33 protein-coding genes are annotated in these 25,584 nt (G+C 61.5%); 12 read left to right on the top strand and 21 right to left on the bottom strand.

The window, feature by feature from the left end; genetic code table 11:
• Positions 1-5 precede the first annotated feature (5 nt).
• From nusA to pip, 4 genes are all read right to left on the bottom strand, one after another.
• Positions 6-1,625 carry a transcription termination factor NusA gene (nusA, locus tag ACR0CU_RS15530; protein ID WP_170420974.1) on the bottom strand — a complete coding sequence of 540 codons (1,620 nt, stop codon included), beginning with the start codon at positions 1,623-1,625 and terminating at the stop codon, positions 6-8.
• On the bottom strand, positions 1,625-2,215 hold the full coding sequence (rimP, locus tag ACR0CU_RS15525) for a ribosome maturation factor RimP (protein ID WP_170342422.1): 591 nt from the start codon (positions 2,213-2,215) through the stop codon (positions 1,625-1,627). The genes nusA and rimP overlap by 1 nt, the downstream gene beginning before the upstream one ends.
• 182 nt (positions 2,216-2,397) lie before the next feature.
• Positions 2,398-3,219, bottom strand: a complete 822-nt coding sequence (locus tag ACR0CU_RS15520; protein WP_170438556.1) for an ABC transporter substrate-binding protein — start codon at positions 3,217-3,219, stop codon at positions 2,398-2,400.
• A complete protein-coding gene (gene pip, locus ACR0CU_RS15515) occupies positions 3,216-4,193 on the bottom strand; it encodes a prolyl aminopeptidase (RefSeq protein WP_170448642.1) in 978 nt (325 codons plus the stop codon). The genes ACR0CU_RS15520 and pip overlap by 4 nt, the downstream gene beginning before the upstream one ends.
• 48 nt (positions 4,194-4,241) lie before the next feature.
• Here pip and ubiG point away from each other — a divergent pair, with 48 nt between their 5' ends.
• Positions 4,242-4,988: a bifunctional 2-polyprenyl-6-hydroxyphenol methylase/3-demethylubiquinol 3-O-methyltransferase UbiG gene (gene ubiG, locus ACR0CU_RS15510; RefSeq protein ID WP_480643392.1), complete on the top strand. Its 747-nt coding sequence runs from the start codon at positions 4,242-4,244 to the stop codon at positions 4,986-4,988.
• 3 nt (positions 4,989-4,991) lie between these two features.
• Here ubiG and ACR0CU_RS15505 read toward each other — a convergent pair whose 3' ends face one another.
• Genes ACR0CU_RS15505 through ACR0CU_RS15490 form a run of 4 tightly spaced genes read right to left on the bottom strand, consistent with a single transcriptional unit; the run spans position 4,992 to position 7,276 of the window.
• Complete coding sequence (locus ACR0CU_RS15505) at positions 4,992-5,432, bottom strand: MarR family winged helix-turn-helix transcriptional regulator (protein WP_170343133.1); 441 nt, start codon at positions 5,430-5,432, stop codon at positions 4,992-4,994.
• Between the two features lie 14 nt (positions 5,433-5,446).
• On the bottom strand, positions 5,447-6,277 hold the full coding sequence (locus ACR0CU_RS15500) for a carbon-nitrogen hydrolase family protein (RefSeq protein ID WP_170448646.1): 831 nt from the start codon (positions 6,275-6,277) through the stop codon (positions 5,447-5,449).
• Positions 6,277-6,534 carry a glutaredoxin 3 gene (gene grxC, locus ACR0CU_RS15495; protein ID WP_170342430.1) on the bottom strand — a complete coding sequence of 86 codons (258 nt, stop codon included), beginning with the start codon at positions 6,532-6,534 and terminating at the stop codon, positions 6,277-6,279. The genes ACR0CU_RS15500 and grxC overlap by 1 nt, the downstream gene beginning before the upstream one ends.
• Positions 6,535-6,571: 37 nt before the next feature.
• The gene (locus tag ACR0CU_RS15490; RefSeq protein ID WP_367647608.1) at positions 6,572-7,276 is read right to left on the bottom strand and encodes a double zinc ribbon domain-containing protein; all 705 of its coding nucleotides are present in this window, start codon (positions 7,274-7,276) and stop codon (positions 6,572-6,574) included.
• 40 nt (positions 7,277-7,316) lie between these two features.
• Between ACR0CU_RS15490 and ACR0CU_RS15485 the strand changes: the two genes are divergently transcribed.
• Positions 7,317-8,147 (top strand): methyltransferase domain-containing protein, encoded by an 831-nt coding sequence (locus tag ACR0CU_RS15485; RefSeq protein WP_170448650.1) that lies wholly within the window; start codon positions 7,317-7,319, stop codon positions 8,145-8,147.
• A 55-nt stretch (positions 8,148-8,202) separates the two neighbouring features.
• Entirely contained in the window at positions 8,203-9,252 is a 1,050-nt protein-coding gene (gene hemH / locus ACR0CU_RS15480; protein ID WP_480643390.1) for a ferrochelatase, read from the top strand.
• 74 nt (positions 9,253-9,326) lie between these two features.
• Here the strand turns inward: hemH and ACR0CU_RS15475 are convergent, their stop codons facing one another.
• Complete coding sequence (locus tag ACR0CU_RS15475; RefSeq protein ID WP_005979327.1) at positions 9,327-9,509, bottom strand: hypothetical protein; 183 nt, start codon at positions 9,507-9,509, stop codon at positions 9,327-9,329.
• Positions 9,510-9,647: 138 nt separating this feature from the next.
• Positions 9,648-10,247, bottom strand: coding sequence for a L,D-transpeptidase (locus tag ACR0CU_RS15470; protein ID WP_170365582.1), 600 nt, complete (start codon positions 10,245-10,247; stop codon positions 9,648-9,650).
• A 169-nt stretch (positions 10,248-10,416) separates the two neighbouring features.
• Between ACR0CU_RS15470 and dalA the strand changes: the two genes are divergently transcribed.
• Entirely contained in the window at positions 10,417-10,935 is a 519-nt protein-coding gene (gene dalA / locus ACR0CU_RS15465; protein ID WP_093963636.1) for a divisome-associated lipoprotein DalA, read from the top strand.
• Between the two features lie 60 nt (positions 10,936-10,995).
• Here the strand turns inward: dalA and ptsN are convergent, their stop codons facing one another.
• The 7 genes from ptsN to ACR0CU_RS15430 all read right to left on the bottom strand — a co-directional run bounded on the left by ptsN (position 10,996) and on the right by ACR0CU_RS15430 (position 15,777).
• The gene (gene ptsN / locus ACR0CU_RS15460) at positions 10,996-11,460 is read right to left on the bottom strand and encodes a PTS IIA-like nitrogen regulatory protein PtsN (RefSeq protein ID WP_170343139.1); all 465 of its coding nucleotides are present in this window, start codon (positions 11,458-11,460) and stop codon (positions 10,996-10,998) included.
• A gap of 56 nt (positions 11,461-11,516) precedes the next feature.
• On the bottom strand, positions 11,517-12,080 hold the full coding sequence (hpf, locus tag ACR0CU_RS15455) for a ribosome hibernation-promoting factor, HPF/YfiA family (protein ID WP_170342438.1): 564 nt from the start codon (positions 12,078-12,080) through the stop codon (positions 11,517-11,519).
• A 252-nt stretch (positions 12,081-12,332) separates the two neighbouring features.
• Positions 12,333-13,091, bottom strand: a complete 759-nt coding sequence (gene lptB, locus ACR0CU_RS15450; RefSeq protein ID WP_093963638.1) for an LPS export ABC transporter ATP-binding protein — start codon at positions 13,089-13,091, stop codon at positions 12,333-12,335.
• Complete coding sequence (locus tag ACR0CU_RS15445) at positions 13,091-13,546, bottom strand: LptA/OstA family protein (protein WP_170342617.1); 456 nt, start codon at positions 13,544-13,546, stop codon at positions 13,091-13,093. Before ACR0CU_RS15445 ends, lptB begins: the two co-directional genes overlap by 1 nt.
• A gap of 39 nt (positions 13,547-13,585) precedes the next feature.
• A complete protein-coding gene (lptC, locus tag ACR0CU_RS15440) occupies positions 13,586-14,185 on the bottom strand; it encodes an LPS export ABC transporter periplasmic protein LptC (protein WP_170359908.1) in 600 nt (199 codons plus the stop codon).
• Positions 14,186-14,197: 12 nt separating this feature from the next.
• Positions 14,198-15,166, bottom strand: coding sequence for a KpsF/GutQ family sugar-phosphate isomerase (locus tag ACR0CU_RS15435; RefSeq protein ID WP_170372450.1), 969 nt, complete (start codon positions 15,164-15,166; stop codon positions 14,198-14,200).
• Positions 15,163-15,777 (bottom strand): ribonuclease D, encoded by a 615-nt coding sequence (locus ACR0CU_RS15430; RefSeq protein ID WP_170343143.1) that lies wholly within the window; start codon positions 15,775-15,777, stop codon positions 15,163-15,165. The genes ACR0CU_RS15435 and ACR0CU_RS15430 overlap by 4 nt, the downstream gene beginning before the upstream one ends.
• 132 nt (positions 15,778-15,909) lie before the next feature.
• Between ACR0CU_RS15430 and ACR0CU_RS15425 the strand changes: the two genes are divergently transcribed.
• From ACR0CU_RS15425 to ACR0CU_RS15390, 8 genes are all read left to right on the top strand, one after another.
• On the top strand, positions 15,910-16,164 hold the full coding sequence (locus ACR0CU_RS15425) for a metal-sensing transcriptional repressor (protein ID WP_170448654.1): 255 nt from the start codon (positions 15,910-15,912) through the stop codon (positions 16,162-16,164).
• The gene (locus tag ACR0CU_RS15420; RefSeq protein ID WP_170448657.1) at positions 16,164-17,483 is read left to right on the top strand and encodes an MFS transporter; all 1,320 of its coding nucleotides are present in this window, start codon (positions 16,164-16,166) and stop codon (positions 17,481-17,483) included. The genes ACR0CU_RS15425 and ACR0CU_RS15420 overlap by 1 nt, the downstream gene beginning before the upstream one ends.
• 56 nt (positions 17,484-17,539) lie before the next feature.
• Entirely contained in the window at positions 17,540-17,968 is a 429-nt protein-coding gene (locus ACR0CU_RS15415; RefSeq protein ID WP_093963783.1) for an Lrp/AsnC family transcriptional regulator, read from the top strand.
• A gap of 72 nt (positions 17,969-18,040) precedes the next feature.
• On the top strand, positions 18,041-18,745 hold the full coding sequence (locus ACR0CU_RS15410; RefSeq protein ID WP_170448659.1) for a transglycosylase SLT domain-containing protein: 705 nt from the start codon (positions 18,041-18,043) through the stop codon (positions 18,743-18,745).
• 63 nt (positions 18,746-18,808) lie between these two features.
• Positions 18,809-20,836 (top strand): flagellar biosynthesis protein FlhA, encoded by a 2,028-nt coding sequence (gene flhA / locus ACR0CU_RS15405; RefSeq protein WP_217356871.1) that lies wholly within the window; start codon positions 18,809-18,811, stop codon positions 20,834-20,836.
• Complete coding sequence (locus tag ACR0CU_RS15400; RefSeq protein ID WP_170448663.1) at positions 20,833-21,606, top strand: flagellar biosynthetic protein FliR; 774 nt, start codon at positions 20,833-20,835, stop codon at positions 21,604-21,606. The genes flhA and ACR0CU_RS15400 overlap by 4 nt, the downstream gene beginning before the upstream one ends.
• A complete protein-coding gene (gene flhB, locus ACR0CU_RS15395) occupies positions 21,603-22,691 on the top strand; it encodes a flagellar type III secretion system protein FlhB (protein WP_170448664.1) in 1,089 nt (362 codons plus the stop codon). Before ACR0CU_RS15400 ends, flhB begins: the two co-directional genes overlap by 4 nt.
• Positions 22,688-23,074, top strand: a complete 387-nt coding sequence (locus ACR0CU_RS15390) for a hypothetical protein (RefSeq protein ID WP_480643386.1) — start codon at positions 22,688-22,690, stop codon at positions 23,072-23,074. The genes flhB and ACR0CU_RS15390 overlap by 4 nt, the downstream gene beginning before the upstream one ends.
• 29 nt (positions 23,075-23,103) lie before the next feature.
• On the opposite strand, the gene ACR0CU_RS15385 is transcribed toward ACR0CU_RS15390, so the two are convergent.
• Genes ACR0CU_RS15385 through flgG form a run of 4 tightly spaced genes read right to left on the bottom strand, consistent with a single transcriptional unit; the run spans position 23,104 to position 25,567 of the window.
• Positions 23,104-23,625, bottom strand: coding sequence for a flagellar basal body-associated FliL family protein (locus ACR0CU_RS15385; protein ID WP_254437120.1), 522 nt, complete (start codon positions 23,623-23,625; stop codon positions 23,104-23,106).
• A gap of 9 nt (positions 23,626-23,634) precedes the next feature.
• Positions 23,635-24,363: a flagellar basal body L-ring protein FlgH gene (flgH, locus tag ACR0CU_RS15380; RefSeq protein ID WP_170367527.1), complete on the bottom strand. Its 729-nt coding sequence runs from the start codon at positions 24,361-24,363 to the stop codon at positions 23,635-23,637.
• Positions 24,364-24,365: 2 nt separating this feature from the next.
• The gene (flgA, locus tag ACR0CU_RS15375) at positions 24,366-24,782 is read right to left on the bottom strand and encodes a flagellar basal body P-ring formation chaperone FlgA (RefSeq protein ID WP_170448666.1); all 417 of its coding nucleotides are present in this window, start codon (positions 24,780-24,782) and stop codon (positions 24,366-24,368) included.
• Positions 24,782-25,567 (bottom strand): flagellar basal-body rod protein FlgG, encoded by a 786-nt coding sequence (gene flgG / locus ACR0CU_RS15370; RefSeq protein ID WP_170343153.1) that lies wholly within the window; start codon positions 25,565-25,567, stop codon positions 24,782-24,784. Before flgG ends, flgA begins: the two co-directional genes overlap by 1 nt.
• Positions 25,568-25,584 lie beyond the last annotated feature (17 nt).

Genomic DNA, 25,584 nt, shown 5'->3' with positions numbered 1-25,584 from the left:
TGGAATCAGGCCTCGGCCTCCTCGTCTGCTGCTTCGTCCTCGACGTCTGCCTCGGGCTGCTCCAGATCGGCGGGGTCGACCCAGCCCAGCATGACCCGGGCGGTCATCACCAGATCCTGTGCCTCTTCCAGCGTCACGCCAAAGGGTTCGAGAATACCGTCATCCTTGACCCGCTGACCATCAACCGTGGTCCAGCCTCCGGCCAGTTCCCAGTCAGCGCAGGTTGCAAAGTCTTCCAGCGTCTTGACGCCGTCCTTGGCAAGCGCCTCAACCATTTGGGGTGTCAGACCCTCAAATTCAATAAGGCTGTCCTCGGCACCCAGGCTGCGGGCGCTGTCCAGCGCCGCCTTGGCCTGTGCCTCAAGGAATTCGCGCGCACGGGCCTGCAGCTCGTTTGCGGTGCCTTCGTCGACGCCATCGATCACCAGCAGTTCGTCCAGCTCGACATAGGCCACTTCTTCCAGGTTGGTGAACCCTTCCGAGACCAGCAGCTGGGCAAAGAATTCGTCCAGGTCCAGGCTGTCCATGAACAGCTGCGTGCGGGCTTCGAACTCCTTCTGACGGCGCGCCGATTCTTCGGCCTCGGTCATGATGTCGATGTCCAGACCGGTCAGCTGGCTGGCCAGACGCACGTTCTGACCACGGCGACCGATCGCCAGAGACAGCTGTTCCTCGGGCACGACGACTTCGATCTTGCCGGCTTCCTCGTCCAGAACCACCTTGGAAACCTCGGCGGGTTGCAGCGCATTCACCAGGAAGGTCGGCTGGTCTTCGTTCCACGGGATGATGTCGATCTTTTCGCCCTGCAGCTCGTTCACGACGGCCTGCACGCGGCTGCCGCGCATACCAACGCAGGCGCCGACGGGATCGATCGAGTTGTCATACGAGATGACCGCGATCTTGGCACGCGAACCGGGGTCGCGGGCCACGGCCTTGACCTCGATGATGCCGTCATAGATTTCCGGCACTTCCATCTTGAACAGCTCGGCCATGAACTCGGGTGCCGTGCGCGACAGGAAGATCTGGTGACCGCGCGTTTCGCGGCGCACTTCCTTGATGTAGGCGCGCACCCGGTCATTGGGGCGATAGCTTTCACGGCCGATCTTGTCGTTGCGGCGCAGGACAGCCTCGGCCCCGCCCAGATCAACGATCACGTTGCCAAATTCCTCGCGCTTGACGGCGCCGTTGATGATGGTGCCGACACGATCCTTGAAGTCTTCGTACTGGCGGTCACGCTCGGCCTCACGAACCTTCTGCAGGATCACCTGCTTGGCCGACTGAGCCGCGATCCGGCCCATTTCCACCGGCGGGACCTCTTCCACGAAGACGTCACCGATCTCGGGCGATTCCAGGTATTGCTTGGCCTGCTCGACGGTCATCTCGGCCTGATAGTTCTCAAGCTCGTCATCCGCGACCACGGTGCGGACCCGGGTAAAGGTCGCCTTGCCGGTCTTGCGGTCGATGGACACACGGATGTCCATTTCCGCGCCGTAACGGCTCTTGGCGGCGCGGGCGAGCGATTCCTCCATCGCTTCGACGACCAGACCGGGGTCGATCATCTTTTCGCGGGCCACGGCCTCGGCGGTCTGCAACAGCTCAAGCTGGTTTGCTGAGGTGATTGCCATCAGTTCGTCTCCTCTTCGGACCCTTCGGTCTCAATCTCGTCGAAAGCGTTTTCGTTCAGGGCGCCGGCATCCTTGCGCTGGCGCAACATTTCCTTGATTAGGTCATCAGTCAGGACCAGCTTGGCATCGCTCAGCCAGTCGAATTGCAGGCCGATTGTCACGGTCTCTTCGCCGTTGGGGATGTTGATCAGAACCTCATCCCCTTCGACACCGGCCAGTTCCCCTTTGAAGCGGCGGCGGCCGTCGATCAGCTCGGTGGTTTCCAGCTTGGCCTCGTATCCCTCGAACATCTCGAAATCCTTCAGCCGCGTCAGCGGGCGGTCGATGCCGGGGCTGGACACTTCCAGCGTATAGGCGTCAAGGATCGGGTCCTCGACGTCCAGCGTGGCGCTGACCGCGTTCGAGATCTCGGCGCAATCATCCACCTCGATGCCGCCATCGGGCTTGTCGGCCATGATCTGCAGCGTAGTCTGCTTGCCGCTCATCAGGCGGATGCGGACCAGCTCGTACCCCAGATCCTCGATCACCGGAGTGATGATCTCGGCCAGTCGTCGGTCGATCGCCGCCTTGGCTATCAGGTCGTTTGTCATATGGTGCTCTACCCTTCAATCGGGCACAAAAAAACGGGCGCGCGGCCCGTCGAATTTTCCGGTGGAGCCTCGGACCAGAAGTCCGACACGCCGCTGTTGCAACTGCATATACGCAGGACGCCCCGAGTCTGCAACCCCTGCCGTCAACCAACGGACAATCCGCGTCAGTTTTCAGGCCGGTCTCAGGCCATCCACCAGCGTTCCGCGATGCGCCCATCGTCCAACGGCGCGCCCCGCCCGATCCGGCGTGGCAGACCCACGGTGCCGGAGATTGCCAGCGACATCTCTGATTCGTTGGGGAAGAACCGCACGCCACCCAGACCGCGCAGCCCTTGCGCCGCCGGCAGCACCGACACGTCCACATAGCGGTCACGCAGCGCCTCGGCCCGCACGGCCGGGTCGGGGATCACGATGATGTCGACCGCCTCCAGCCAGCCGGCACGGCCATCCTTGTAGTGGCCCGCGACCCGGCGGCCGCGGAAATGGCGCCCGTCTTCGGCCCGTTCGACCCGGTAACTCCCGGTGCCGTTCGCCTGCTGCAGCGGCGAAACGCTCTGCCCGTCGCGGGTAATGACGAACCGGGTATCGGCCAGCAGGAAAGGCAGGCCGGGGTTGGCCTCGGCCAGTTCGATCCGTATGCGGTCCGGCGCCAGGGCTTCGGCGCGCCCGACCTCGGACATGACCGCCAGAACATCCCCGGCCGTCAGCGCCGCACCGTCGTGAAACACTGCATCCGCACGCAGGTCGAAGGTCCAGACCCGGGCCTCGGAATCGGTCTGCCATGCGGTCGCCAGCTCGCCGCGCAGAGTGCCGTCCGGCGCGATCTCGGTCAGGGTGTCGAACACCGCACCCCGGGCCAGCCGGTCCAGGCTGTCATCGCGCGGCACGGCGATGCGCAGCACGCCGCCCGATTTCGGCGTATCCGCCAGCGAGGCCCCCGTCGCGGCCAGCAGGGCTGCGGCGGCACCCGAGGTGAACAGAGCACGGCGGTCGATGCGGGTCATGCAACCTCCTGCGCGGTTCGGTCCATGATGCGCACCAGTTCGGCGCTGATCCCAGGCTCCGACAGGGCGTGACCGGCCTGCCGCACCATCTTCAGCTCGGCCTCGGGCCATTTCTCGGCCAGGCTCCAGGCCGCCTGAGGGGGGCAGATCATGTCGTACCGGCCTTGCACGATATGGCCGGGGATATGCGCGATCCGGTCCATCTGATCCAGAATTTGGCCGTCATGTTCCAGAAACGCCTTGTTGATGAAATAGTGATTCTCGAGCCGCGCGAAGGTGCGCGCATATTCGCCGGGGCTTTCACCGACGGCCCCGTTCGTGTGGATCGAGGCCAGCGCGTTTTCCCAGTGCGACCAGGCGCGGGCGTACAGGATCTCGGTCGCGCGATCGCCCGAGAACAACCGCTTGTTGTAGGCGCCAATGGTGTCGGACAGTTCCGAGTCGCGCAGCAGCGAGGTGAAACGCGCCCATTGCTCGGGCCAGAACTTGCCGGCCCCGCCGCCATAGAACCAGTCGAGCTCTGCCTGCGTGGCCAGAAACACGCCGCGCAGAACCAGACGGGTCACCCGGTCGGGGTGGGTTTGGGCATAGATCAGCGCCAGCGTGGCGCCCCAGCTGCCGCCGAACACGATCCAGTCGTCAATCTCGAACAGTTTCCGCAGACGCTCGATATCGGCCACGAGGTGCCAGGTCGTGTTGTTCTCGACCGAGGCCGTGGGCCGCGACCGGCCGCAGCCGCGCTGGTCGAACAGAATCACCCGGTAGACCTCGGGATCGAAATAGCGCCGCATGGCCGGGCTGCAGCCGCCGCCGGGGCCGCCATGCAGAACCACCACCGCAATCCCGTCGGGATTGCCGCATTGTTCCACATAAATGCGGTGCCCGTCGCCCATATCCACCACGCGCTGGTCGAACGGATCGACCGGCGGGTAAAGATATTGCACTGCGCGCTTTTGGTCCGGGTACTTGTCCATTATGGCCCTATATAGTCCTACAGCGTAAAAGAGCACACGGAGACAGGAATGCAAGCGCATCCGAACACGGTTGACCCGTCCGAGATCGCAAAATTCGAGGCCATGGCCGCCGAATGGTGGGACCCGCACGGGAAATTCAAACCTCTGCACATGCTCAATCCGTGCCGTCTGGACTATATCACACAGCAGATTGCAGGCGAATTTGACCGGGATCTGACGGCTGCGAAACCGTTTGAGGGCCTGCGCCTGCTGGATATCGGCTGCGGCGGCGGGCTGCTGAGCGAGCCGATGGCGCGGCTGGGTGCCGAGGTCGTGGGCGCCGACGCGGCCGAGCGCAACCTGTCCGTGGCGCGCATCCATGCCGAGCAATCCGGCCTGCAGATCGACTATCGCCACACCACCGCCGAGGCGATGGCCGACGCGGGCGAGCAGTTCGACGTGGTTCTGAACATGGAGGTGGTCGAGCATGTGGCCGATCCGCTGGCCTATCTGACAGCCACGCAACAGCTGTTGAAACCCGGCGGGCTGGAAATCTGTTCCACCATCAACCGCAACCCGAAATCCTATGCGATGGCGATTTTCGGGGCCGAGGTCGTGATGCGCTGGCTGCCGCGCGGCACGCATGAATGGTCCAAATTCATCACCCCGGACGAGCTGTTCGACCTGCTGCGCCAAGCCGGTCTGGACCCGGTGGACCGCAAGGGATTCGTCTTCAACCCGATCACCTGGAGCTGGTCGATCTCGGACCGGGATCTGAGCGTGAACTATGTCACCGCCAGCGTGAAGCCGGGCTGAGGTCTATTCCTCTTCCAGCTTCATGCGCAGGTCGCGCAGAACCGGCAGGGTCGTGCGCACACGCTCAAGGCCCAGCTCGCCCACGACCCGGTTGATCAGAGGCGCGATGGCCGAGATCGCCTGATCCCGCGCCCGGCGGCCGGCCGGGCTGATCGCCACCATCTTGCGGCGGGCATCGTCCCAATCGGGGCGGATGTGGATGTATCCGGCCCATTCCAGCTTGGCCAAGGTGTTGGTCATCGCCCCACGGGTCACATGGAATGTGCTGGCCAGTTGGGCAGGCGTCCGCTCGCCCCCCACGAACACGAGGTGGTTCAGCACCGAGAAATGCGAGATTTCCATGCCCTTGGGCAGCACCCGGCTCAGCCGGTTCCGCAGCAATTGGTCCGCGGTCAGGATCTCGCTGAACAGCGCGACCGCAAGGGCGTTGGTTTCGTCAGTCATTACCCGGTTCTGGATCAGGGCCCGTCGAACGGGCGAACATGTGTCAAGGACGGCACGCGCCGCCGTGCCTCTGTAACAGACCTATCATCCAGATCAAAAAAGTGAATGCCGGTCTGAGTGCCTGCGTCGATCAGCACCTCGCCCCAGGGCGACACGACCATGCTGTGCCCGTGGGTATGGCGCGTTTTGCCCCGGGTCTTGGGGTGTTCTCCGGTCTGCGCGGGGGCAATGACCCAACAGCCGGTCTCGATGGCGCGGGCGCGCAGCAGCGGTTCCCAATGGGCCGCGCCGGTCACCGGAGAGAACGCCGCCGGAACCGTCAGGATCGTGGTCCCGCCCTGTGCCAGCGCGGCGTGCAGATGCGGGAACCGGATGTCATAGCAGATGGTCATGCCGACCTTGCCGAAGGCGGTCTCGGCGATCACCGCCCGCGACCCGGGGCGATAGCTGGCCGATTCGCGAAAGGTCTCGGTCTCGGTGACCTGCACGTCGAACATGTGGATCTTGTCATAGCGCGCGACGATCCCGCCCTGCGGGTCGATCATGTAAGACCGGTTGGCGAACCGCCCGTCGGCGTCATGAGTCTTCAGCCCCAACGATCCGATCAGCAGCCACACGCCCAATTCCGCCGCCTGTTCGCGCAGGCCCGCCAGTGTGATGTCGTCTTCCTCGTGCTGCAGCACCTCGCGTTGGCGCGTTCCGCTGGTCGAAACGCAGTTGGTGACCTCGGGCGTCAGGATGAACGTCGCGCCCTTGCCCGCGGCCTCGTCCATCATGGCGCGCACCATGTCCAAGTTCGCGGCCGGGTCGTCCGACGAGGTGATCTGCAGCAGGGCGGTTCTCATCAGGCGGCCAACAGCGGGTCCAGCTTGCCGGCCTGTTCGAGTTCGTACAGATCGTCGCAGCCACCGACATGGGTGTCGCCGATGAAGATCTGAGGCACCGTGCGCCGCCCGCCCGCCCGCTGGATCATCTCGGGCTTGCGTTTGGGGTTCATCAAAACGTCGATTTCCTCGAAGGCGACGCCTTTCTGATTCAGCAGCCGTTTGGCCGCGTGGCAAAAGCCGCACAGCGGCGAGGTATATATGACAACCGGTTTCATGGTCCGTTCCCTTGGATTTCGCGCAATCTAGGGGGAATTAGGCATCCTTGGCAACGCGCGCCAGTACCAACACGGAAATATCATCCGCCCCGGCCGCCCGGCAGGCGCGGGCGCAGGCCGCCAGGGTTGCACCCGATGTCATCACGTCATCGACCAGCAGCACGTGGCGCCCCGTCAGGCGGTCCGCCCGGCGCGGATGCACGGTGATCGCATCGCGCAGCGTATCCGCACGCTCGGCCGCCGTTTTCCCTTCCAGCGGTGGGGTGCGCCGCTTGCGTATCAACAGATCCGGACAGACCGGCAGGCCCGCCTCCTTTCCCAGTTGGAGCGACAAAAGCGCGGACTGGTTGTATCGGCGTTTCAGCAGCCGCGACCAATGCAGCGGCACCGGAGCGATCACCGTATCCGGTCGAAACAAGGTGCGACCGGCCTGCGCCATCCAACGTGCCGCAGGTTTTGCCAGTTCGGAACGATCCCCGTGCTTCAGGGCCAGAACCAGTGACCGCGCCCGTCCCTGATACAGCAATGCCGCGCGCCCCTCGGCCCACGGTTGCGGGCGGCGCAAGCAATCGTCGCAGTCGATTCGGTGACCATCATCGCCGCCAGGCACGGGCGCACCGCAACTGTGGCAGACCGTCCCGCCGATGAACGGGGTCTCGCGCCAGCACGGCCCGCACAGGCCGAAATCCGAGGCCGCCATCTCGCCGCAGCCGATGCAGCGTGGCGGATACACGACCTCGATCGCGGTTTGAATCCGCTGCCATATGCGATAATTGCGGCTTATGGATTTGCCAGCACCCAATGCACCCTCGCTGTTCGATCGCAAAGCGCTTGCGGCACACCGCGCGCGGATCAGCGACGAAGCCCTTTTTCTACACCACGCCGCCATGGACGAGGTGCAGGATCGCCTTTCCATGGTTAACAAATCCTTTACTGCGCCAGCGATCGTAACTCCCTGCCCCGAGATCTGGGCGCCGGTCCTGCCGGGCGCCAAGGTCGTGGCCGATGACGACGTGCTGGACCTCAAACCCGCTGCGCATGACCTGGTGGTTCATGCGATGGCCCTGCATTGGGCCAACGATCCGGTGGGGCAGCTGATCCAATGTGTCCGCGCGCTGCAGCCCGACGGGTTGTTGTTGGTGGTGTGTCTGGGCGGTGAAACGCTATACGAATTGCGGGCCGCGCTGGGTCAGGCCGAGGTTGAGGTGACCGGCGGTCTCAGCCCCCGTGTCGCGCCGATGGCCGAGTTGCGAGATCTTGGCGCGCTGCTGCAGCGTGCGGGTTTTGCATTGCCCGTTGCGGACAAAGTATCCCTGACGGCGACGTATCGCGACCTGTGGCACCTGATGCGGGACCTGCGCGCGATGGGTGAAACCAACGCCATGACCCAGCGGTTGAAACACCCGTCGCGCCGCGCGGTCTTTTCCCGGGCCCAAGAGATTTACGCCGCGCATTTCACATCTCCCGAAGGCCGGCTGAGTGCCACGTTCGAGCTGATCTGCCTGACGGGCTGGGCGCCGGATGCCAGCCAGCCCAAGCCGTTGCGCCCTGGCTCGGCCCAGATGAGACTGGCCGACGCCCTTGGCACGAAAGAAGGCAAACTGTCCGATTGACCCGCTGACCGAACCGATTATTTCAGCCTCTAAACCAGAATTCAGGAAGCTCACCATGTTCGATGCCACCCGCCCGGAACACGCTCCGGCAGACCACCCAAAAGTGAAGATGGGCCGCGTCGGCGTTCTTCTGGCCAATCTCGGCACCCCGGACGACTACAGCTATTGGCCGATGCGCCGCTATCTGAACGAGTTCCTTTCCGACCGGCGGGTGATCGACTATCCGGCCTGGAAATGGCAGCCGATCCTGCAGGCCATCATCCTGACCAAACGTCCCTTCAGCTCGGGCGCTGCGTACAAGTCGATCTGGAACCACGACAAGGGCGAAAGCCCGCTGATGACCATCACCAAGGACCAGACCGGCAAGATGCGTGCGGCGATGCAGGACCGGTATGGCGACAAGGTCATGGTGGATTTCTGCATGCGTTACGGAAACCCCTCGACCAAGTCGAAGGTCCGCCAGATGGTGGCCGAGGGCTGCGACCGCATCCTGTTCTTCCCGCTCTATCCGCAATATGCCGGCGCTACGACCGCCACCGCGAACGACCAGTTCTTTCGCGCACTGATGGACGAGGCCTGGCAGCCCGCCAGCCGCACGGTGCCCGCCTTTTTCGACGAGCCGGCCTATATCGACGCCCTCGCGCAGTCGGTCGAGACGGCCTATGCCGCGATGGAGACCAAGCCGGACGTTCTGGTGTGCTCCTATCACGGCATGCCGGAACGCTATCTGATGCAGGGTGATCCGTACCACTGCCAGTGCGCCAAGACGTCACGCCTGCTGAAAGAACGGCTGGGCTGGGCGGATGATCAACTGGTGACCACCTTCCAGTCACGATTCGGGCCCGAGGAATGGCTGAAGCCCTACACCGTCGACCACGTCGCGGAACTGGCTCGGCAGGGCAAAAAGAACATAGCCGTCATCGCCCCGGCATTTTCGTCGGACTGCATTGAAACGCTGGAAGAGATCAACGAAGAGATCCGCGAAAGCTTTGAGCACGCCGGCGGCGAAAGCTTTACCTACATTCCCTGCCTCAACGACGAGGACGCGCATATCGCGGCCTTGGGCAAGGTTGTCGAGGACAACCTCAAAGGCTGGCTGGACTGAACCGGCCCGGAAACAAGCACGAAAAAAGGCGGTGGAAATCCACCGCCTTTCTTTTTTGTCGTAGTCCGTTGGACTTAGCCTGCGGCAACAGCTGCGGCAACAACGACCAGCAGGATCAGCGGCAGGATGATGCCCTGCGACGAGCCCTGGGTTTCTTCGACGACAACAGGTGCCTCAACAACCGGCTCTTCCAGGTTGCCAGCATATGCGGTCGAAGCAGCAGCGGTCAGTGCAGCAGCGAGTACAAGTTTCTTCATATTAACCTCCAGAGTTTGCGCGATCCCAATTGCGGAACCACACACCTAAGACTTACCTCGTGGTTTTTTCTAATCAGCAAAGCAGAACGAATGCAATTGCAACTTGCAGTGCAAGCGGGTTGGCGCGCGAAAATGTCGTCAAATTAGCAACACTTGCGTCCCGACCTTCGCCATGGCGTACAGCTCTGCGATGTTCTCGTTGAACAACCCGATGCACCCGTTCGACGACCGGCGGCCGATTTTCCGCGTATCGTGGGTTCCGTGGATCCGGTAATACTTCCAGCTGAGATACAACGCGTGCGTTCCCAGCGGGTTATCGGGCCCCGGAGGGATGTAATCCGGCCATTCCGGGTTTCTTTTCTTCATCGACGGCGTCGGCGACCAGCTGGGCCCTTCGACCTTGCGGATGACACTTGTGCGACCGCGGCGGGTCAGCTCTTCGGTCAGCGGAACCGAGGACGGGTACAGCTTGTAGACGGTCTGATCTTCCGACCAGTAGTGCAAAGCGCGGGAAACGGTGTCGACCAGAATCGCCCCGTTCCGGGTGTTCGAGAAGTAGGGCTGCCACTGCTGCGCCTTGAACCCCGACACGTTGCGGCGAACGGCCGGTTCAGGCTCGGGTGCAGGGCGCAATGGGTCGCCCGGGATGTATTGGGCGATCGCCGGGCTGGCGAGCAAAGACGATGCGCCTGCGAGGAATCCGCGGCGGGACGAAGAGAAAACGCGTTTCTTGACCATGGTGACAGGTCCTCTGCGAAAGATGTGCAAGAATCCGCTCTATGTTATTGCCAGAATGCTTCAGTCGCAAATCAAACCGGCAGAATCATGCGGGTTCGTGCATTTGAGCCTTTGCTCATGGGCCGCTGGCAGGGTATTGCCAATTGGAAACAAGCAAACCGGACTCATCATGACGCGCATTTTTTCCCTGCTCTTGATTTGCCTTGTCGCGCTGGCGGCATGTACCGACGTGAGCGGCACTTCAACCCTTGGTGCGGATGGGCGCCCGCTGCCCAAAGCCTACAAGATCCGGGGAAATCCCGAAAAACTGCAGTTCCGCATGCTTGATTCCGTAAACGCCCTGCGGCAGGCGTCGGGACTGCAGTCGGTGCAGTTGAACGCGCAGTTGAACGCAGCGGCGGCGACGCACGCCAAGGACATGTCGCGGCAGAACCGGCCCTGGCATTTCGGCTCGGACGGATCTTCGCCGCTCGACCGGGTGGCCCGTGCCGGTTATGCGGGGCGTTTCCTGGGTGAAGCGATTTCCGAGACCTACGAGACCGAAACCGAAACCCTGGCCGCGTGGATGCAGGAACCGGGTCCGCGATCGGTGATCATGGACCCGCAAGCAACCCAGATGGGGTTTGCATGGCACCAGGAAAACGGCGGGAAGATCTGGTGGACGCTCGAGATGGGAACCGGCGGTTAAGCATGGCCCCAGACGAAAAAAGCCCCCGAAAACCGGGGGCTTTTTTCTTTCTAACAGGTCTCAGGCAGCTTGCATGGACTGGGCTGTGGTCAGGATCGCATACAGCTTGACCGGATCCGGGTTGGCCCGAAGCTTCGAGCAGACCGCGCCGTCGCGCAGCGTGCGCGATACCAGCGCCAAGGCCTTGAGGTGCTCGACACCGGCGTCTTCCGGGGCGAACAGCGCAAAGGCCAGATCCACGGGCTGACGGTCGACCGATCCGAAGTCGATGGGCTTTTCCAGCATGACGAACACGCCGGCAACCGAGTCGATCTCGGACAAACGGGCGTGTGGCAGGGCAACACCATGGCCAACGCCGGTCGGCCCAAGGCTTTCCCGCTCCAGCAGGCAGTCTACGATGGTCTGCGGATCAAGTCCGAGTGCGCCCGCAGCGACGTCACCGATTTCCTGAAACAACCGTTTTTTGCTGGACGCTGCAGATAGCACGCGCACCGCTTCGGGCTTCAGTATGCTCGACAAATCCATGTTTTGCTCCACGGCGACGCCCCCAGAATCCGGGGGCCCCGCCCAATTCTTGCCTGTTACGGATCGATCCAGCCGATATTGCCGTCATCTCGGCGATACACGACGTTCAATCCGTCCTTGTTTTCATTCCTGAACACCAGCACCGGGGCGCCGGCCAATTCCATTTGCATGACAGCTTCGCCGACACTCAACGATGGGATCTTGGTTTCCATCTCAGCCACGATGATGGGCTGCAATGAGTCGGGTTCGTCGGCCACGTCCGATTCGTTCGAGGCGAGGATATAAGATGACGCTCCGAAGAGTTCAACCGGCTGAGCCCGTTCACGATGGTGGTCCTTGAGGCGACGCTTGTAGCGACGCAGCTGTTTCTCCATCTTTTCGCAGCACGCCTCGAATGCTGCATAGATTTCGGTTGCATGTGCCTTGGCCTGGGCTGTCAGGCCCGTGGACATATGTATGGTGGTTTCGCACACATACTCATGCGCTGAACGGGAAAAGACGACGTTGGCATCCGTCGGTCGCTGAGCATATTTGCTCACGACCTCGCCCAATGCGTCCTGCACGTGTGTCTGCAAGGCCGCACCAATGTCGATCTGTTTGCCGCTGATTTGGTAACGCATGTGATCTCCTTCACAATTCACACCCATTATGACGTCACGTCAGGTGACATGCTTGTTTTTATCGGGTGGGGGGTAGAGACATGTTTTGCGGTTGTCCTCGGTAGGGCCCTTCGGAGAAGGGAGATCGAGATCCAGTCTGGAACCGCGAAAATGCCATGTCCCAATTGAGCCAAGAGGCGGCAGAAGAGTCAATCAAAACAGGAGTGTATATACGCGAATTCTGTCATGCGCCTGGCGCAATCACAGCTAAGCCTATGAAATCTTGAAGTTTTCACCCAAATACACGCGGCGGACATTTTCGTTTTCCACCACCTCGTCGGGCGATCCGGACATCAGCACCTGCCCGTCGTGCAGGATATAGGCGCGGTCCACAATTTCCAGCGTTTCCCGCACGTTGTGGTCGGTGATCAGTACGCCGATTCCACGCTTTTTCAGATCCGCCACCAGATGCCGGATATCGCCCACGCTGATCGGGTCGACGCCGGCAAATGGCTCGTCCAGCAGCAGGTACTTGGGGTCGGCGGCCAGACAGCGGGCTATCTCGACGCGACGGCGCTCACCGCCCGACAATGCAAGGGCAGGCGCCCGCCGCAAATGCTCGATCGAAAAATCCGAGAGCAGCTCTTCCAGACGTTCCTTGCGGCGGTGCACATGCTTCACCGCAATGTCGAGCACGGCCGAGATATTGTCCTCGACACTCAAGCCGCGAAAGATCGACATTTCCTGCGGCAGATACCCAATGCCCATGCGCGCCCGGCGATACATCGGCAGCGTGGTCACATTCTGACCGTCCAACGTGACCGTTCCGGCCTCGGGGAACACCAGCCCGGCAACGGAATAGAACGTGGTCGTCTTGCCTGAGCCGTTCGGCCCTAGCAACGCAACGACCTCGGACCGGTCCAGCGTCATCGACACGTCCCGGATCACGGTCTTTTTGCGATAAGATTTGCGCAGTTTCTGAATCTTCAGACCCTGAGACCCTTCGGCAACGGACAGTTGCGGGCCCGCCATCAATTGCCGCCCTGCTGAAGGATCGTCTTGACCCGCCCCGACATGGTCGCGGTTCCGCTTGTCAGGTTCGCAATCATCTGGTCGCCGCTGATCGTGCTGGGCCCCTGCGTCAGCAGAACGTTGCCCTTCATCACGATCACACCCGAGTCGATGGTGTATTCCGCCCAGTCCCCTTCGGCGGCATCCGGCGGGCTGACAAGCACGACGTTTTCCGATGCCTCCATGCGTTCGATCCCCGACCGATCCTGGTTGTAGATCACCAACACGCGTCCGGCGGACAGGCGCATTTCGCCCTGCACTACAATGACGTTGCCAAGAAACTCGGCCGAACCGTCCTCTTGATTGACGTTCAGCGTCTCGGATGTCACTTCGACCGGCAGACTGGGATCGGCCTTCACCGACCCAAAAGCCACCTGCGCTTCCTGCGCGGACGCTGGCACCGAACCCACGGCCAGGGCGAAACAAACGAGGACGAAACGAAAATCAAACACAGTCTATCTTTCGGCTTTTTTCGGCTCATATAACAGCTTAACGCCATCTGTAAAAAGAATATGGACCGGTCCACCGTCTTTTTCAGCGCCGAATGTCATCCGCCCGGCCGAGAAATTGCCGATTGGTCCCGTTCCCTGCACCTGACCTGGCGTATCGCCCCGGATCTCATCCAATGAAGTATTCAACAGGTCTGTCGTCACCCGGATACCGTCCGTGGTTGTGATCACCACGTCCCCCGTGAAGGTGGCCGTCGCCTTGTCCGGTCGGATCGACCCCGAGTTGGAGTCCAGCGTGATAACCCCACCGTTCAGCAGGCCGAACCGGCCACGGAATTCGGTTGCTCTTGGATCGCTGTCGGCAGTTCCCTGGCTGGCCCGAACCGCCTCGACCTGGACATCTTCGCCCTTGCGGGTGGTCCCTCGATAGTTCGGGCGGGTCACAAGCTGCCCCTCAAGCCGTTCGTCGATATCCTGCTGGGTGAACGGACCCGAGACGTTGGTTTCGATGCTGCGCGACAGCAGGAATACCGTGGACAGCAGCAGAATCGCCGCCAGCGGCAACAGAACCTTCAGGAACTGCACCATTCGGGAATAGCGGTCCACCTGCGCCTCCTGTCAGCCCAGCCCGACGCGCAGGCAATCGTGAATATGCAGAAGGCCCTGCGCCAATCCCGGTTGTTCGGGGTCGACGACGAACAACGAGGTGATCTTGCGCGCGTTCATGATCGCCACGGCTTCTTCGGCCAGCGACTCCGGTGCGATCGTGGTCGGGTTGCGGGTCATGACCTGAGCGGCTGTATTGTCCAGCAGCCCCTCCATGTGGCGCCTCAGGTCGCCGTCGGTGATGATACCGGCAAGTTTGCCATCCGCGTCCGTCACCCCGACCACGCCAAAGCCTTTCTGGCTGATCTCGATCAACGCGTCGCTCATCGGTGTATCGGCAGAAACCAGCGGCACCGCATCGCCACTGTGCATCAGATCGCGTACTGCGCTCAGCTGCGCGCCCAGTTTGCCGCCCGGATGAAAGGCGCGGAAATCCTCTGGTTTGAAGTCGCGATATTTCATCAGCGCAATCGCCAGCGCATCACCCATGGCCAGCGTCAGCGTGGTCGAAATCGACGGCACCATCCCATAGCCGCAGGCCTCGCCCAGAGAGGGGATCAGCAAATGCACGTCCGCCTGTTTCATCAACGAGCTTTCGGGCTTGCTGGACAGGCCGATCAAAGGGATGCCGAACCGCCGGGTAAAGGCCAGAAGATTGGCCAGTTCCGGCGCCTCGCCCGAATTGGAGATCGCCAGAACCACGTCTCCTTTCGACACCATCCCCAGATCGCCGTGGCTGGCCTCGGCCGGATGAACGAAATAGGCCGGCGTACCGGTGCTGGCCAGGGTTGCGGCGATCTTGTGGCCGATGTGTCCAGACTTGCCGATGCCGCTGATGATGATCCGCCCTGTGGCCTGCAGGATCAGCTGAACGGCTTCGGCAAACCGGTCGTCAAGGCTGTCGGCCAAAACATCCAACGCCCGGGCTTCGTCGGTGATTACCTGACGGGCAACCTTCAGAAAGGATTCATTGTCTGTCATGAGTGCGCAAAAATATCCGTTTCAGGCCATCCGGCCAGATCCAGTCTGGCACGCATCGGCAGGAAGTCAAAACAGGCCTGCGCCATCTCGGTGCGCCCTTCACGCGCCAGCCGCGCGTTCAAGGCATCACGCAGACGGTGCAGATACAGGACGTCGGAGGCCGCATAATCCAGTTGGGCCTCGGTCAGAGTCTCGGCACCCCAGTCGCTCATCTGTTGCTGTTTCGAGATATCGACGCCCAGCAACTCCTGACACAGGTTCTTGAGTCCATGACGATCGGTATAGGTGCGCACAAGGCGGCTGGCGATCTTGGTGCAATACACCGGGGCGGCCAACGCCCCGAAGGCATGATACATCGCGGCAATGTCGAACCGCCCGAAATGAAACAGCTTCAGCACATCCGGGTTTTCCAGCATGGCACTCAGGTTTGGCGCCGAGGTTTGGCCCTTTTCGACCTGCACGATATGGCAATCGCCGTCACCCCCGGACATCTGAATCACGCACAGGCGATCCCGGTGCGGGTTGAGACCCATGGTCTCACAATCAATGGCCACGATCGGGCCCAGATCCAGCCCATCGGGCAGGTCGTTCTTGTACAGATGGTTCGCCACACGTGTTTCCTTCGTTCGGTATCGTCCCCGAAATAGGGTGTTTGGCCTGCAAACTCAACGCCATCCGGACCGATGCCGCGATTGATCTCAGGCAGGCTTGATGCATCCCCATGGGGGGGATAGGGTTAATGCATGAACCCTCACAAGCATTCAACTCACCCGCAGATCATCGCGCGCCTGAAACGCGCACATGGGCATCTGGCCAAGGTCATCGCAATGCTGGACGACCAGGAGCCCTGTCCGGACATCGCTCAGCAGCTTTTCGCCGTGGAAAAGGCGATCACGAATGCCAAGCGGGCACTGATCCATGATCATGTCGACCATTGCGTTGCTTCGGGCGACGCCGACTCGGTCGACGCCTTCAAGGCCATCACCAAGTACCTGTGATGCTGAGCGTTCTGCAAAACCGGGTCTATCGTCACCTGCTTGCTGCGCAAATCGTGGCCTTGACGGGCACCGGTCTTGCCACGGTCGCCCTGGGGCTTCTGGCCTACGATCTGGCCGGAAGCTCTGCGGCGCTGGTTCTGGGTACGGCACTGACGATAAAGATGGTTGCCTATGTTTCGGTCGCGCCGGTGGCGGCGGCCTTTGCGGAACGGCTGAACCGGCGAAAACTGCTTGTGACGCTGGACCTCGTCCGCGCCGCAGTGGCGCTGTGCCTGCCGTTCGTGACCGACATCTGGCAAGTCTACGTTCTGATCTTCGTTCTGCAATCTGCTTCGGCCGGGTTCACCCCGGCGCTCCAAGCCACGATACCAGACGTTCTGACCGACCAGCAGGACTATACCAAGGCGCTGTCGTTGTCGCGCCTGGCCTATGATCTGGAAAGTCTGGTGAGCCCGATGCTGGCCGCGTTCCTTCTGATCTTCGTCAGCTTCGACAGCCTGTTTCTGGGAACAAGCCTCGGCTTTGTCGCCTCGGCCTTGTTGGTCATGTCGGTTACCCTTCCCTCTCCCACGCCCGTCCGGCCGCGCGAGTTCTTCGACCGCACGACCCGCGGTCTGCGGATCTATCTGGCCACACCGCGCCTTCGGGGGTTGCTTGCTTTGAGCTGGAGCGCCGCAGCGCTCAGCGCGATGGTCCTGGTCAATTCCGTCGTCATCGTGCGTGCAAGCCTGGGGCTGTCCGACAGTGCCGTGGCCATCGCGCTGGCCGGATTTGGGAGCGGGTCCATGCTGGCGGCATTTGCCTTGCCGGCGGTTTTGCGGCGGTTCGAGGACCGCAAAGTGATGCTGGCGGGTGCCACAATTGCCACCGCTTCCATGGCGTTTGCTGCAATCCTGTCTGCAGCTGTACCTTTGAACCTTGCCGGGCTGTCCGCAATCTGGGCACTGGTCGGCTTCGGATACTCGGCAACCCTGACCCCGTCGGGGCGCCTGCTGACCCGGTCGGCCCACGCCGAAGACCGCCCGGCCGTCTTCGCCGCCCAATTCACCCTGTCGCATACCTGCTGGTTGGTTCTCTACCCGCTGGCCGGATGGGTCATGACAGCGTTCGGTGCGACAGTGGCCATGGCTTTGTTGACCGTTCTGTCACTGTGCGGTCTGGTCGGAGCTCTATTGGCATGGCCTCGCGCCGAGCCGGGCGCGGTCATCCACCAGCATCCGGACCTGCCGGTCGACCATCCGCACCTGTCCGGATCGGCAGAGCACGCCCACCCGATCATCATCGACGACCTTCACCCCCGATACCCGCATCAGCCTTGAGCGCAGGCGCCAAACTGGCATACACCCGAACCATCCCTTCGGAACACGGAGCATCGATGGACCAGCTTGATCGCCGCATCATTGCCGCGCTGCAACACAACGCGCGCGCCTCGACCACCCATATCGCGGCAACGCTCGGGGTGGCCCGGACTACGGTGCATGAACGTATCAGCCGGATGGAGAGAAACGGTGTGATCGCCGGATATTCGGTGATCCTGCGCCAGGCCGAGGACACGCCCAAGGTCCAGGTCGTTGTCCTGCTGGAGGTACAGCAGAAAGAAACCGCCCGCATCATCAAGCGGCTCGAAGCCTATCCAGAGGTCAAGCTGTGCCTGTCGATCAATGGTGAATTCGATCTGTTGCTGTCCGCCGAAGCGCCGCGGATCGAGGATCTGGACATTCTGGTTGATGAGCTAGCGGCGATCCCGGGAGTGCTGCGGACCAACACCAGCGTGGTGTTCGGCCGCCGCATCGATCGGGGCTGAGGTCCCGATAACCCTCTGTAAACCCAAAACTGGCTAGCTTGGCCCGGACACAAGAATCCCCGGACCGGCAGAATGCCAGAGCTCAAGTTTTTCATCTCGATCGCCGTTTGGCTTACCGCCGCCGCGCCTGCCGCCCTGGCATGGTCGGATGGCCACGCGACTGATGTCTGCGACCGGGCCGCGCGTCGGGCGGCAATGGCCGAAGGTGTGCCGCAGGATATCCTGTTGGCCGTCACTCGAACCGAGACCGGGCGCAGCATGAGGGGCCGCCTGACACCCTGGCCCTGGACCGTCAATGTCGAGGGCAAAGGGTACTGGTTCGCCACCGAGACCGAGGCCAAGGCCTTTGTCTTCGACGTGTTCAAAGCGGGTGCGCGCAGTTTTGATATTGGCTGTTTCCAGATCAACTACCGCTGGCATGGCAAAGCCTTCCGGTCCATAGACGCTATGTTTGATCCGGATCAGAACGCAGCCTACGCGGCGCAGTTCCTGAAGACGCTTTTTGCCGAACAGGGTTCGTGGGGGCATGCGGTTGGCGCCTATCACTCGCGTACGCCCGGCCTTGCACGGGCTTATACGGACCGGTTTGAAACCATCCTCGCCAATCTCGACGGTGTGCCGCCGGCGCAGCCGGATCCCGCGGGGCGCGATCCGTTTTCCCGGGAGGCTGCGCCTTTGATCCCGTCCGGTCGTAGCCGAACCCAGCCGGGCCGCTTGGGCTCATTGGTTCCCGCCTCCGCCGCTGCTGCTGCCTTCATCGCGTTCGATCAGGAGTGACGCGTGCCAAAGCTTGACGCCCGATCCCTGTTTTCACCCACCGTTATACTGGCGTTGGCCTTGATGACCGTGATCGTCATGATGATCCTTCCAATGCCATCCTGGGTGCTGGACATTGGCCTTGCGGCCTCGTTCGCGCTGGCCATCCTGATTTTCACCCTGACCTTGTTCATTGAGCGGCCGCTGGATTTCTCGTCTTTCCCAACGATCTTGCTGGCCTCGCTGATGCTGCGCCTGTCGCTCAACGTGTCTTCGACCAAGCTGATCATCGGGCAGGGTCATACCGGCCCGAACGCCGCCGGTGACGTCATCGAGGGCTTTGCCCAATTCGTCATGAGCGGCAGTATCTTCCTGGGTCTCGTCGTGTTCGGCGTGCTGCTGATCGTGAATTTCATGGTGATCACCAAAGGTGCGGCGCGCATGGCCGAGGTCGGAGCCCGCTTTGCCCTTGACGGTATGCCGGGCAAACAGCTTGCCATCGACAGCGACATGTCTGCCGGTGCCATCGACCATCAGCAAGCCAAGGAACGGCGCGAGCTTGAGCAACAGGAAACCACCTTTTTCGGGTCGCTGGACGGGGCATCCAAATTCGTCAAGGGCGACGCGATTGCCGGGCTGCTGATTACCCTGCTCAACCTGGTGATGGGGTTGATCATGGGGGTGATCGTGCACAGAATGCCGGTCGCCTCGGCGTTTGAAACCTATGCGATCCTGACTGTTGGTGACGGGTTGGTCACGCAGATACCGGCTGTCATCATCTCTATCGCATCCGCCCTGTTGCTGGCCCGCGGTGGTACGCAGGGTGCAACCGACACCGCCTTGTTCTCGCAACTGGGGCGTCATCCGGCTGCGCTGGCAACCGTTGCGATCCTGATGGTGCTGTTTGCGCTGGTGCCCGGGCTGCCTTTTCTGCCGTTCATTCTCGGCGGCGTGATCCTGGGCTATGCGGCCTTTGTTGTTCACAAAAAACGATCAGCTGCCTTAGAGGCGGCCCAGATGCCGGCTTCGGACGCCGAGCCCAAGGCCTCACAAGGCATCGGAGACGTCCTTGACCTCGACGACGTTCACCTCGAATTTGCCCCGGATCTGGTCAGCATGGTGTTGAACCCCGGCACCGGATTGGACGCTCGGATCGCCAACATGCGGACCTACGTCGCGTCGAGCTTTGGATTGATCCTGCCGGAGATCCGGCTGACAGACCGGGCCGACTTGCCGACGGGCACTTACGTCATTCGTGTTCAGGGCGTCGAACAGGCCCGGGGGGTGCTTCACCCCGACCTGATCCTGGCACTGGTGCAGGACGGGCTGGACCTGTTGCCGGAAGGCAATGACGTCACCGAACCGGTCTACGGCGCACCCGCCCGATGGATCCTGCCCAAGGATCAAGAGGCCGCCGCGCTGAGCGGTGCAACCATCGTAACCCCGCCCGAGATTCTGGCCACCCATCTGCTGGAAATCATCAAGCAGAACTTCCCGCGCCTGCTCACCTTGAAATCCCTGCGCCGCCTGCTGTCCGAGATGACCCACCTCAGCGACCCGGTCCGGGCCGAAGCAAACCGAAAGCTGCTGGATGAGCTGATCCCCGACAAGGTTCCGATCGACACCTTGCACGCGGTTTTGAGGCTGCTGCTCGAAGAACGGGTTTCGATCCGCAACATGGCGCTGATCCTGGAAAGCGTGGCCGAAGCGCGGATGACCACGACGCAGCCTGAGGCGATCTGCGAGATCGTGCGCCAGCGACTGGGCTTCCAGCTGGTGGCGGACCTGAAGCGTGGCGACGGCTCGATCCCCCTGATCCAGTTGGCGCCGGAATGGGAGGAGACCTTCTCCACCTACCAGATCGACACTCCAAATGCTGGATTGGATGTGGCGCTGCCCCCCAATCTGTTCAACAAACTGGCCGATGGCGTCGTCACGACGATAACACGCAGCGCGGATCAGGGTGTGTTCCCGGCGTTGGTAACCTCGACGCGGCGGCGCAGGTTGCTGCGTACCATCATGCACGCGCGGGGAATTTCGAATCCTGTCCTGTCGTTCGAGGAAATTGGGCTCGAAGCGCGGCCGGCTCTGGTCGGAACGGTGCCGGCGTGATTGAGCTGCCGCCGGACTTGCTGGCTCAGCTGGGAGGCGTGCTGTGGTCCTCATTTGTGGTTTTTCTCAGGGTTTCAGCGCTGGTTTCCCTGCTACCAGCTTTCGGGGAGCGCAGCATTCCAACCCGCGTAAAGCTGGGGGTCGCAATGGCATTCACGCTGGTCGTCGCGCCGTCGGTTTCCATTGCCGAGCCCGACAGTGGCCTGATGCCGCTGGTTCAATTGATACTGACCGAAATCCTGATCGGCCTGACCCTGGGGATCGGACTTCGGCTACTGGTACTCGCCCTTCAAACCGCCGGGTCGATGGCCGCGCAAGCCACGTCGTTATCGCAGATCCTGGGTAGCGCGGCTGCCGATCCGGCCCCGGCGATGGGACATTTTTTGACCCTGTCCGGGTTGGCCCTTGCCACACTGATGGGCGTTCACATCCGGGCGGCCCAATTCCTGATCGACAGCTATTCACTATTCCCGGTGGGCGCGGCCCCAACAGCGACCGATCTTTCCCGTTGGGGGGTGTCGCAGGTATCGCGCAGCTTTGCATTGGCCTTTGGGCTGGCCATGCCGTTTGTCATTGCGTCATTGATCTACAACTTGGCTCTGGGTGTCATCAACCGGGCCATGCCTCAACTGATGGTCGCCTTTGTGGGCTCGCCGGCAATCACCTTTGCCGGTTTGTTCCTTTTGTTCGCGGGAGCGCCGGTCATCCTTGCGGTCTGGTCTGACGTCCTGTTCCAGTACTTGCTTGATCCGACCGGAGCACCGGAATGAGCAGCACGGACGACGACACTGACAAGTCCTTCGAGGCGACACCGCAGAAACTGCAGAAGGCTCGGGAAAAGGGTGAGGTCGTCAAATCAAATGACCTGTCCGCCGTTGCCGCCTATTCCGGCCTGACAATCGCTCTTTTGGCGGTCGGGCAGTTTTCGACCGAACATTTGGGATCATCCCTGATGGTTCTGATTGATCAGGCCCCGGAACTGTCACTGTTGTTGACGTCTGGCAGCGCGGCTGCACCGGTCGGCGGGCTGATGACAAAGGTTGCCGTTTCCGCGGGTATTCTGCTGGCGGTTCCAGCGGCGTTTGTGTTGCTGAACCTCCTGGCGCAGCGCGCCCTGGTGTTTGCCCCAAGCAAACTGACGCCGAAGATATCCCGAATTTCAGTCCCATCCAATGCCAAGAACAAGTTCGGTCGTGCCGGACTTTTTGAGTTCCTCAAAAGCTTCATCAAGCTGGTGATCTACAGCATCTGCCTTGCCGTGTTTTTGAAATCCAACCTGGCGGACATCCTGACCGCTGCAGCCAGCCCCGCACGAGCCTCCATCCCGCTGATGATGACCCTTCTGTTTCGGTTCCTGTTCATCGTCGTCGCCGTCACGTTGACCATCGGGGTCATCGACTACCTGTGGCAGTATTCCGAGCACATGCGCAAAAATCGAATGTCGCGCAAAGAACTGCAGGACGAGACGAAGGACTCGGAAGGCGATCCGCATGTCAAACAGCAGAGACGCCAGCGCGCGCAAGAGATTGCGACCAACCAGATGATGGCCGAGGTTCCAAAGGCCGACGTGGTCATCGTCAACCCCACCCATTTTGCGGTGGCATTGAAATGGACCCGCGCCCGTGGAACCGCACCCGTCTGCGTCGCAAAGGGCGTTGACGAAGTTGCCGCGACAATCCGCCGAACGGCAATGGAGTCAGGAGTTCCGATTCATTCGGACCCGCCGACGGCGCGAGCCCTGCATGCGACCGTCGAAATCGGAAAGGAGATAACGGAAGACCTGTATCGTCCGGTCGCTGCCGCCATCCGATTTGCCGAAGCCATGCGAAAACGCGCGAAGGGAACGGTCGGATGACACGCACGAAACTAGGGGATCTAGCGGCGGTCACGGCGGCTTCATTCGAAAGAGAGTTTCAGAAACTGAAACCGATACTTGAGGCCGAAAGCCGCATTCAGGCACAGATCAGCGCACTGAACGCGCAGGTCGCCCAAACGGCGTCGGACGCCGCGCAAACCCCTGGGTACCAGATCGCTGGCGCCGACGTCTTGTGGCACGGGTGGGAGTCCAGAACCCGGCGTGACCTAAACACTGAATTGGCGCACGTCAGATCCCGGAAACTGGCAATGATGGAGGACCTTCGCCGAGCATTCGGCCGCAAGCAGGCGGTTGAGACGTTGCAGCGCGATCAAGAAACCGCGCTGCGCATTGCACGCGCCAGGAAACTGATGAACCAGTAAACCGAAAGCTGAAGCCCGCCCTTTTGGCGTCAGGTGCCCTGGCGGCTCACGCTCATGATCAAAACACGGGACACGTCATCGCCAAGGTCCTTTCGGGCAACCTCCAACAGAGACCTTCGCAGCACCTCAAGATTGTCCGATTGCGTGAATTCGCCGTCGAACCCACCAATATTCGCGTGATCAAACAGCACTTGAAGAAACCCGTCCCGCAGTTTCGGTTCGATTTTGTAGAACTCCTCCGAGATGCCCGGCCGGGTTTCCAGGCTCAGCGACATGGTCACCAGAGCAGAGATTTCGTTTTCTTCGACGACCGGAACGACGAACTGTTTGGTCAACTTGAGATACTCATAGGGACCAGCCTTGCCCGATGTCTCACTATGGCCGGAGGTTTTGTTCGCCTTGTCTGCCTTGGCGGTCTCCTCGGCGTGAGGCTCCGGTGCTTTGGCATCGGCCACGGTTTCCGCTGGTCCCGGTGTCAAAAATAGCCCAGCCGCAGCGCCGGCCCCGAGACCTGCAATCAAAAAGAGAACGGGGAGCAGTTTCTTCATCATTTGAACACCTTAGAACGGCAACAGCGCGTCCAGCACCTGTTGCCCGTATCGTGGCTGCTGAACATCCGTGATCTGGCCGCGGCCGCCATAGGACACCCGTGCAGACGCAATCTTGTCATAGGTAATCTCGTTCTGGCGCGAGATGTCCTGCGGACGCACATAGCCAGACACCAGCAGCTCGCGAAGTTCGAAATTCACCCTCAGTTCCTGTGTTCCGGAAATCGACAGGACGCCGTTCGGCAGGACATCGATCACCGTTGCGGCGACGCGCAGTGTCAGCTTTTCCTTGCGTTTCACCGACCCCTTGCCCTTGCTGACTGACGCGGAATCGATCGAAACCGCCTCGTCCAGTGACGCACCATCTGGCAGGTGTTTCGCTGCGCGCTGGGGCAACCCCAAGAGGCCGGGAACCTTGAGATCTTCCGAGCTGCCGCGCGACCGGTTTGTATCGTTCGAGATTTCGGCCTTTTCATCAAGCTCGATCACGACAGTCAGAATATCGCCCTTCTTGATGGCGCGCTGATCACCCAGCAGAGACTGCTGACCCCCACTCCACAGAGACGCGCCGTCCACGGCGCGCTGGGATTGCGTGTGCAACGGCAAACCCGGCCACAACATCGCCACGTGTTCCGGAGTTTCCGTAGTTGGCGACAGGCTGGGCGGTTTGCCCAGATGGTCCAAACGCCCGCAGGCGGAAAGGGACAGGATGGCCAGCAACAGGGATCTGGACAGTTTCATGATCAAAATACCTCGATTTGGCCGTCGGAACGGATTTTTCCGGTTACCGTCGTTCGTGACGACAGGTTCATGACTCGGATGCGATCACCGGCGGCTCCGCGGCCCAGCGCGCGCCCTTCGACCGCGATGGACAGTCCGCCTTTCACGAAGACCAGCGTCACCAGATCGTTCCGATCGACCAGGGCGGGAGGGCCGACACTTGCCTTCAGAATTGGCCGACCGGGATACAGAGCGGTCTTGGCTTCCTGCCCGATCAGGTCTGCAGGATCACTTACCGCGCCGGGTGCCTCACCGGATTTCACCTGAAGATCAGCGGATCCAATGATCTCCTTGGCCCGGATCGTTCTGGTTGGCACGACTATGTCAGCGAAGGCGGCAACCGGAAGAAGCCACAGGGATATGAAGGCCACGACCCGCATCAGCGTACCTGTGTCGTCGCGCCCATCATCTGGTCGACGGCCGAAATCACCTTGGCATTCATTTCGTAGCCGCGCTGTGCCTCGATCAGATCAGTCACCTCGCGTACCGCATCGACCGAGCTGTCTTCCAAATAGCCTTGACGCAGCATCCCGAGCCCGTCCTCGCCTGGGGTGCCCACGATCGGAGCGCCCGAAGCCTCGGTTTCCTTGAACAGGTTGCTGCCGATGGCCTCGAGGCCCTTGGCATTGGAAAAGCTGGCCAGCGTGAATTCCCCCAGCAGTTGCCCTTCCGCGGTGTCGTCAAAATAGGCGTAGACCTCGCCGGACGCGTTGATGGAAATCGACCGCGCGTCGTCCGGGATGGTTATTTCGGGGGCGACCGCAAACCCGTCCGACGTGACGATGAGGCCTTCGGCCGATCGCTTCAGACTGCCGTCACGGGTATAGGCCGACTGGCCGTTTGGCAGCACCACCTCGAGATATCCGCGCCCTTCGATCGCGATGTCCAGGTCACTGCCCGTCGCGGACAACGCGCCTTGGGCCAACTCGACGGTCACGGCCGCGGGACGAACACCCAGACCAAGCTGTATTCCCGTCGGCAGGACAGTCCCGTCCGCGGCGTTCACCGTGCCGGCGCGAGCCATCTGCTGATAGTGCAGATCCGCAAATTCAGCCCGCCGGGCATTGTAGCCCGTGGTCGACATGTTCGCCAGGTTGTTCGAGATGGTCTCGACCCGCATTTGTTGCGCCGCCATTCCAGTCGCGGCAATTTTCAGGGCTCGCATTTCGGTTTCTCCTGCAG

Source organism: Ruegeria sp. BC2 (assembly GCF_056539245.1).
The sequence above is the reverse complement of the archived record's forward strand: the minus strand, read 5'-3'. Positions and strand labels throughout refer to the sequence as shown.

Coding starts and splice junctions, on each gene's coding strand:
- nusA (WP_170420974.1), bottom strand. CDS start 1,625: ATGGCAATCACCTCAGCAAACCAGCTTGAGCTGTTGCAGACCGCCGAG.
- rimP (WP_170342422.1), bottom strand. CDS start 2,215: ATGACAAACGACCTGATAGCCAAGGCGGCGATCGACCGACGACTGGCC.
- ACR0CU_RS15520 (WP_170438556.1), bottom strand. CDS start 3,219: ATGACCCGCATCGACCGCCGTGCTCTGTTCACCTCGGGTGCCGCCGCA.
- pip (WP_170448642.1), bottom strand. CDS start 4,193: ATGGACAAGTACCCGGACCAAAAGCGCGCAGTGCAATATCTTTACCCG.
- ubiG (WP_480643392.1), top strand. CDS start 4,242: ATGCAAGCGCATCCGAACACGGTTGACCCGTCCGAGATCGCAAAATTC.
- ACR0CU_RS15505 (WP_170343133.1), bottom strand. CDS start 5,432: ATGACTGACGAAACCAACGCCCTTGCGGTCGCGCTGTTCAGCGAGATC.
- ACR0CU_RS15500 (WP_170448646.1), bottom strand. CDS start 6,277: ATGAGAACCGCCCTGCTGCAGATCACCTCGTCGGACGACCCGGCCGCG.
- grxC (WP_170342430.1), bottom strand. CDS start 6,534: ATGAAACCGGTTGTCATATATACCTCGCCGCTGTGCGGCTTTTGCCAC.
- ACR0CU_RS15485 (WP_170448650.1), top strand. CDS start 7,317: ATGGATTTGCCAGCACCCAATGCACCCTCGCTGTTCGATCGCAAAGCG.
- hemH (WP_480643390.1), top strand. CDS start 8,203: ATGTTCGATGCCACCCGCCCGGAACACGCTCCGGCAGACCACCCAAAA.
- ACR0CU_RS15475 (WP_005979327.1), bottom strand. CDS start 9,509: ATGAAGAAACTTGTACTCGCTGCTGCACTGACCGCTGCTGCTTCGACC.
- ACR0CU_RS15470 (WP_170365582.1), bottom strand. CDS start 10,247: ATGGTCAAGAAACGCGTTTTCTCTTCGTCCCGCCGCGGATTCCTCGCA.
- dalA (WP_093963636.1), top strand. CDS start 10,417: ATGACGCGCATTTTTTCCCTGCTCTTGATTTGCCTTGTCGCGCTGGCG.
- ptsN (WP_170343139.1), bottom strand. CDS start 11,460: ATGGATTTGTCGAGCATACTGAAGCCCGAAGCGGTGCGCGTGCTATCT.
- hpf (WP_170342438.1), bottom strand. CDS start 12,080: ATGCGTTACCAAATCAGCGGCAAACAGATCGACATTGGTGCGGCCTTG.
- lptB (WP_093963638.1), bottom strand. CDS start 13,091: ATGGCGGGCCCGCAACTGTCCGTTGCCGAAGGGTCTCAGGGTCTGAAG.
- ACR0CU_RS15435 (WP_170372450.1), bottom strand. CDS start 15,166: ATGACAGACAATGAATCCTTTCTGAAGGTTGCCCGTCAGGTAATCACC.
- ACR0CU_RS15425 (WP_170448654.1), top strand. CDS start 15,910: ATGAACCCTCACAAGCATTCAACTCACCCGCAGATCATCGCGCGCCTG.
- ACR0CU_RS15420 (WP_170448657.1), top strand. CDS start 16,164: ATGCTGAGCGTTCTGCAAAACCGGGTCTATCGTCACCTGCTTGCTGCG.
- ACR0CU_RS15415 (WP_093963783.1), top strand. CDS start 17,540: ATGGACCAGCTTGATCGCCGCATCATTGCCGCGCTGCAACACAACGCG.
- ACR0CU_RS15410 (WP_170448659.1), top strand. CDS start 18,041: ATGCCAGAGCTCAAGTTTTTCATCTCGATCGCCGTTTGGCTTACCGCC.
- flhA (WP_217356871.1), top strand. CDS start 18,809: ATGACCGTGATCGTCATGATGATCCTTCCAATGCCATCCTGGGTGCTG.
- flhB (WP_170448664.1), top strand. CDS start 21,603: ATGAGCAGCACGGACGACGACACTGACAAGTCCTTCGAGGCGACACCG.
- ACR0CU_RS15390 (WP_480643386.1), top strand. CDS start 22,688: ATGACACGCACGAAACTAGGGGATCTAGCGGCGGTCACGGCGGCTTCA.
- ACR0CU_RS15385 (WP_254437120.1), bottom strand. CDS start 23,625: ATGATGAAGAAACTGCTCCCCGTTCTCTTTTTGATTGCAGGTCTCGGG.
- flgH (WP_170367527.1), bottom strand. CDS start 24,363: ATGAAACTGTCCAGATCCCTGTTGCTGGCCATCCTGTCCCTTTCCGCC.
- flgA (WP_170448666.1), bottom strand. CDS start 24,782: ATGCGGGTCGTGGCCTTCATATCCCTGTGGCTTCTTCCGGTTGCCGCC.
- flgG (WP_170343153.1), bottom strand. CDS start 25,567: ATGCGAGCCCTGAAAATTGCCGCGACTGGAATGGCGGCGCAACAAATG.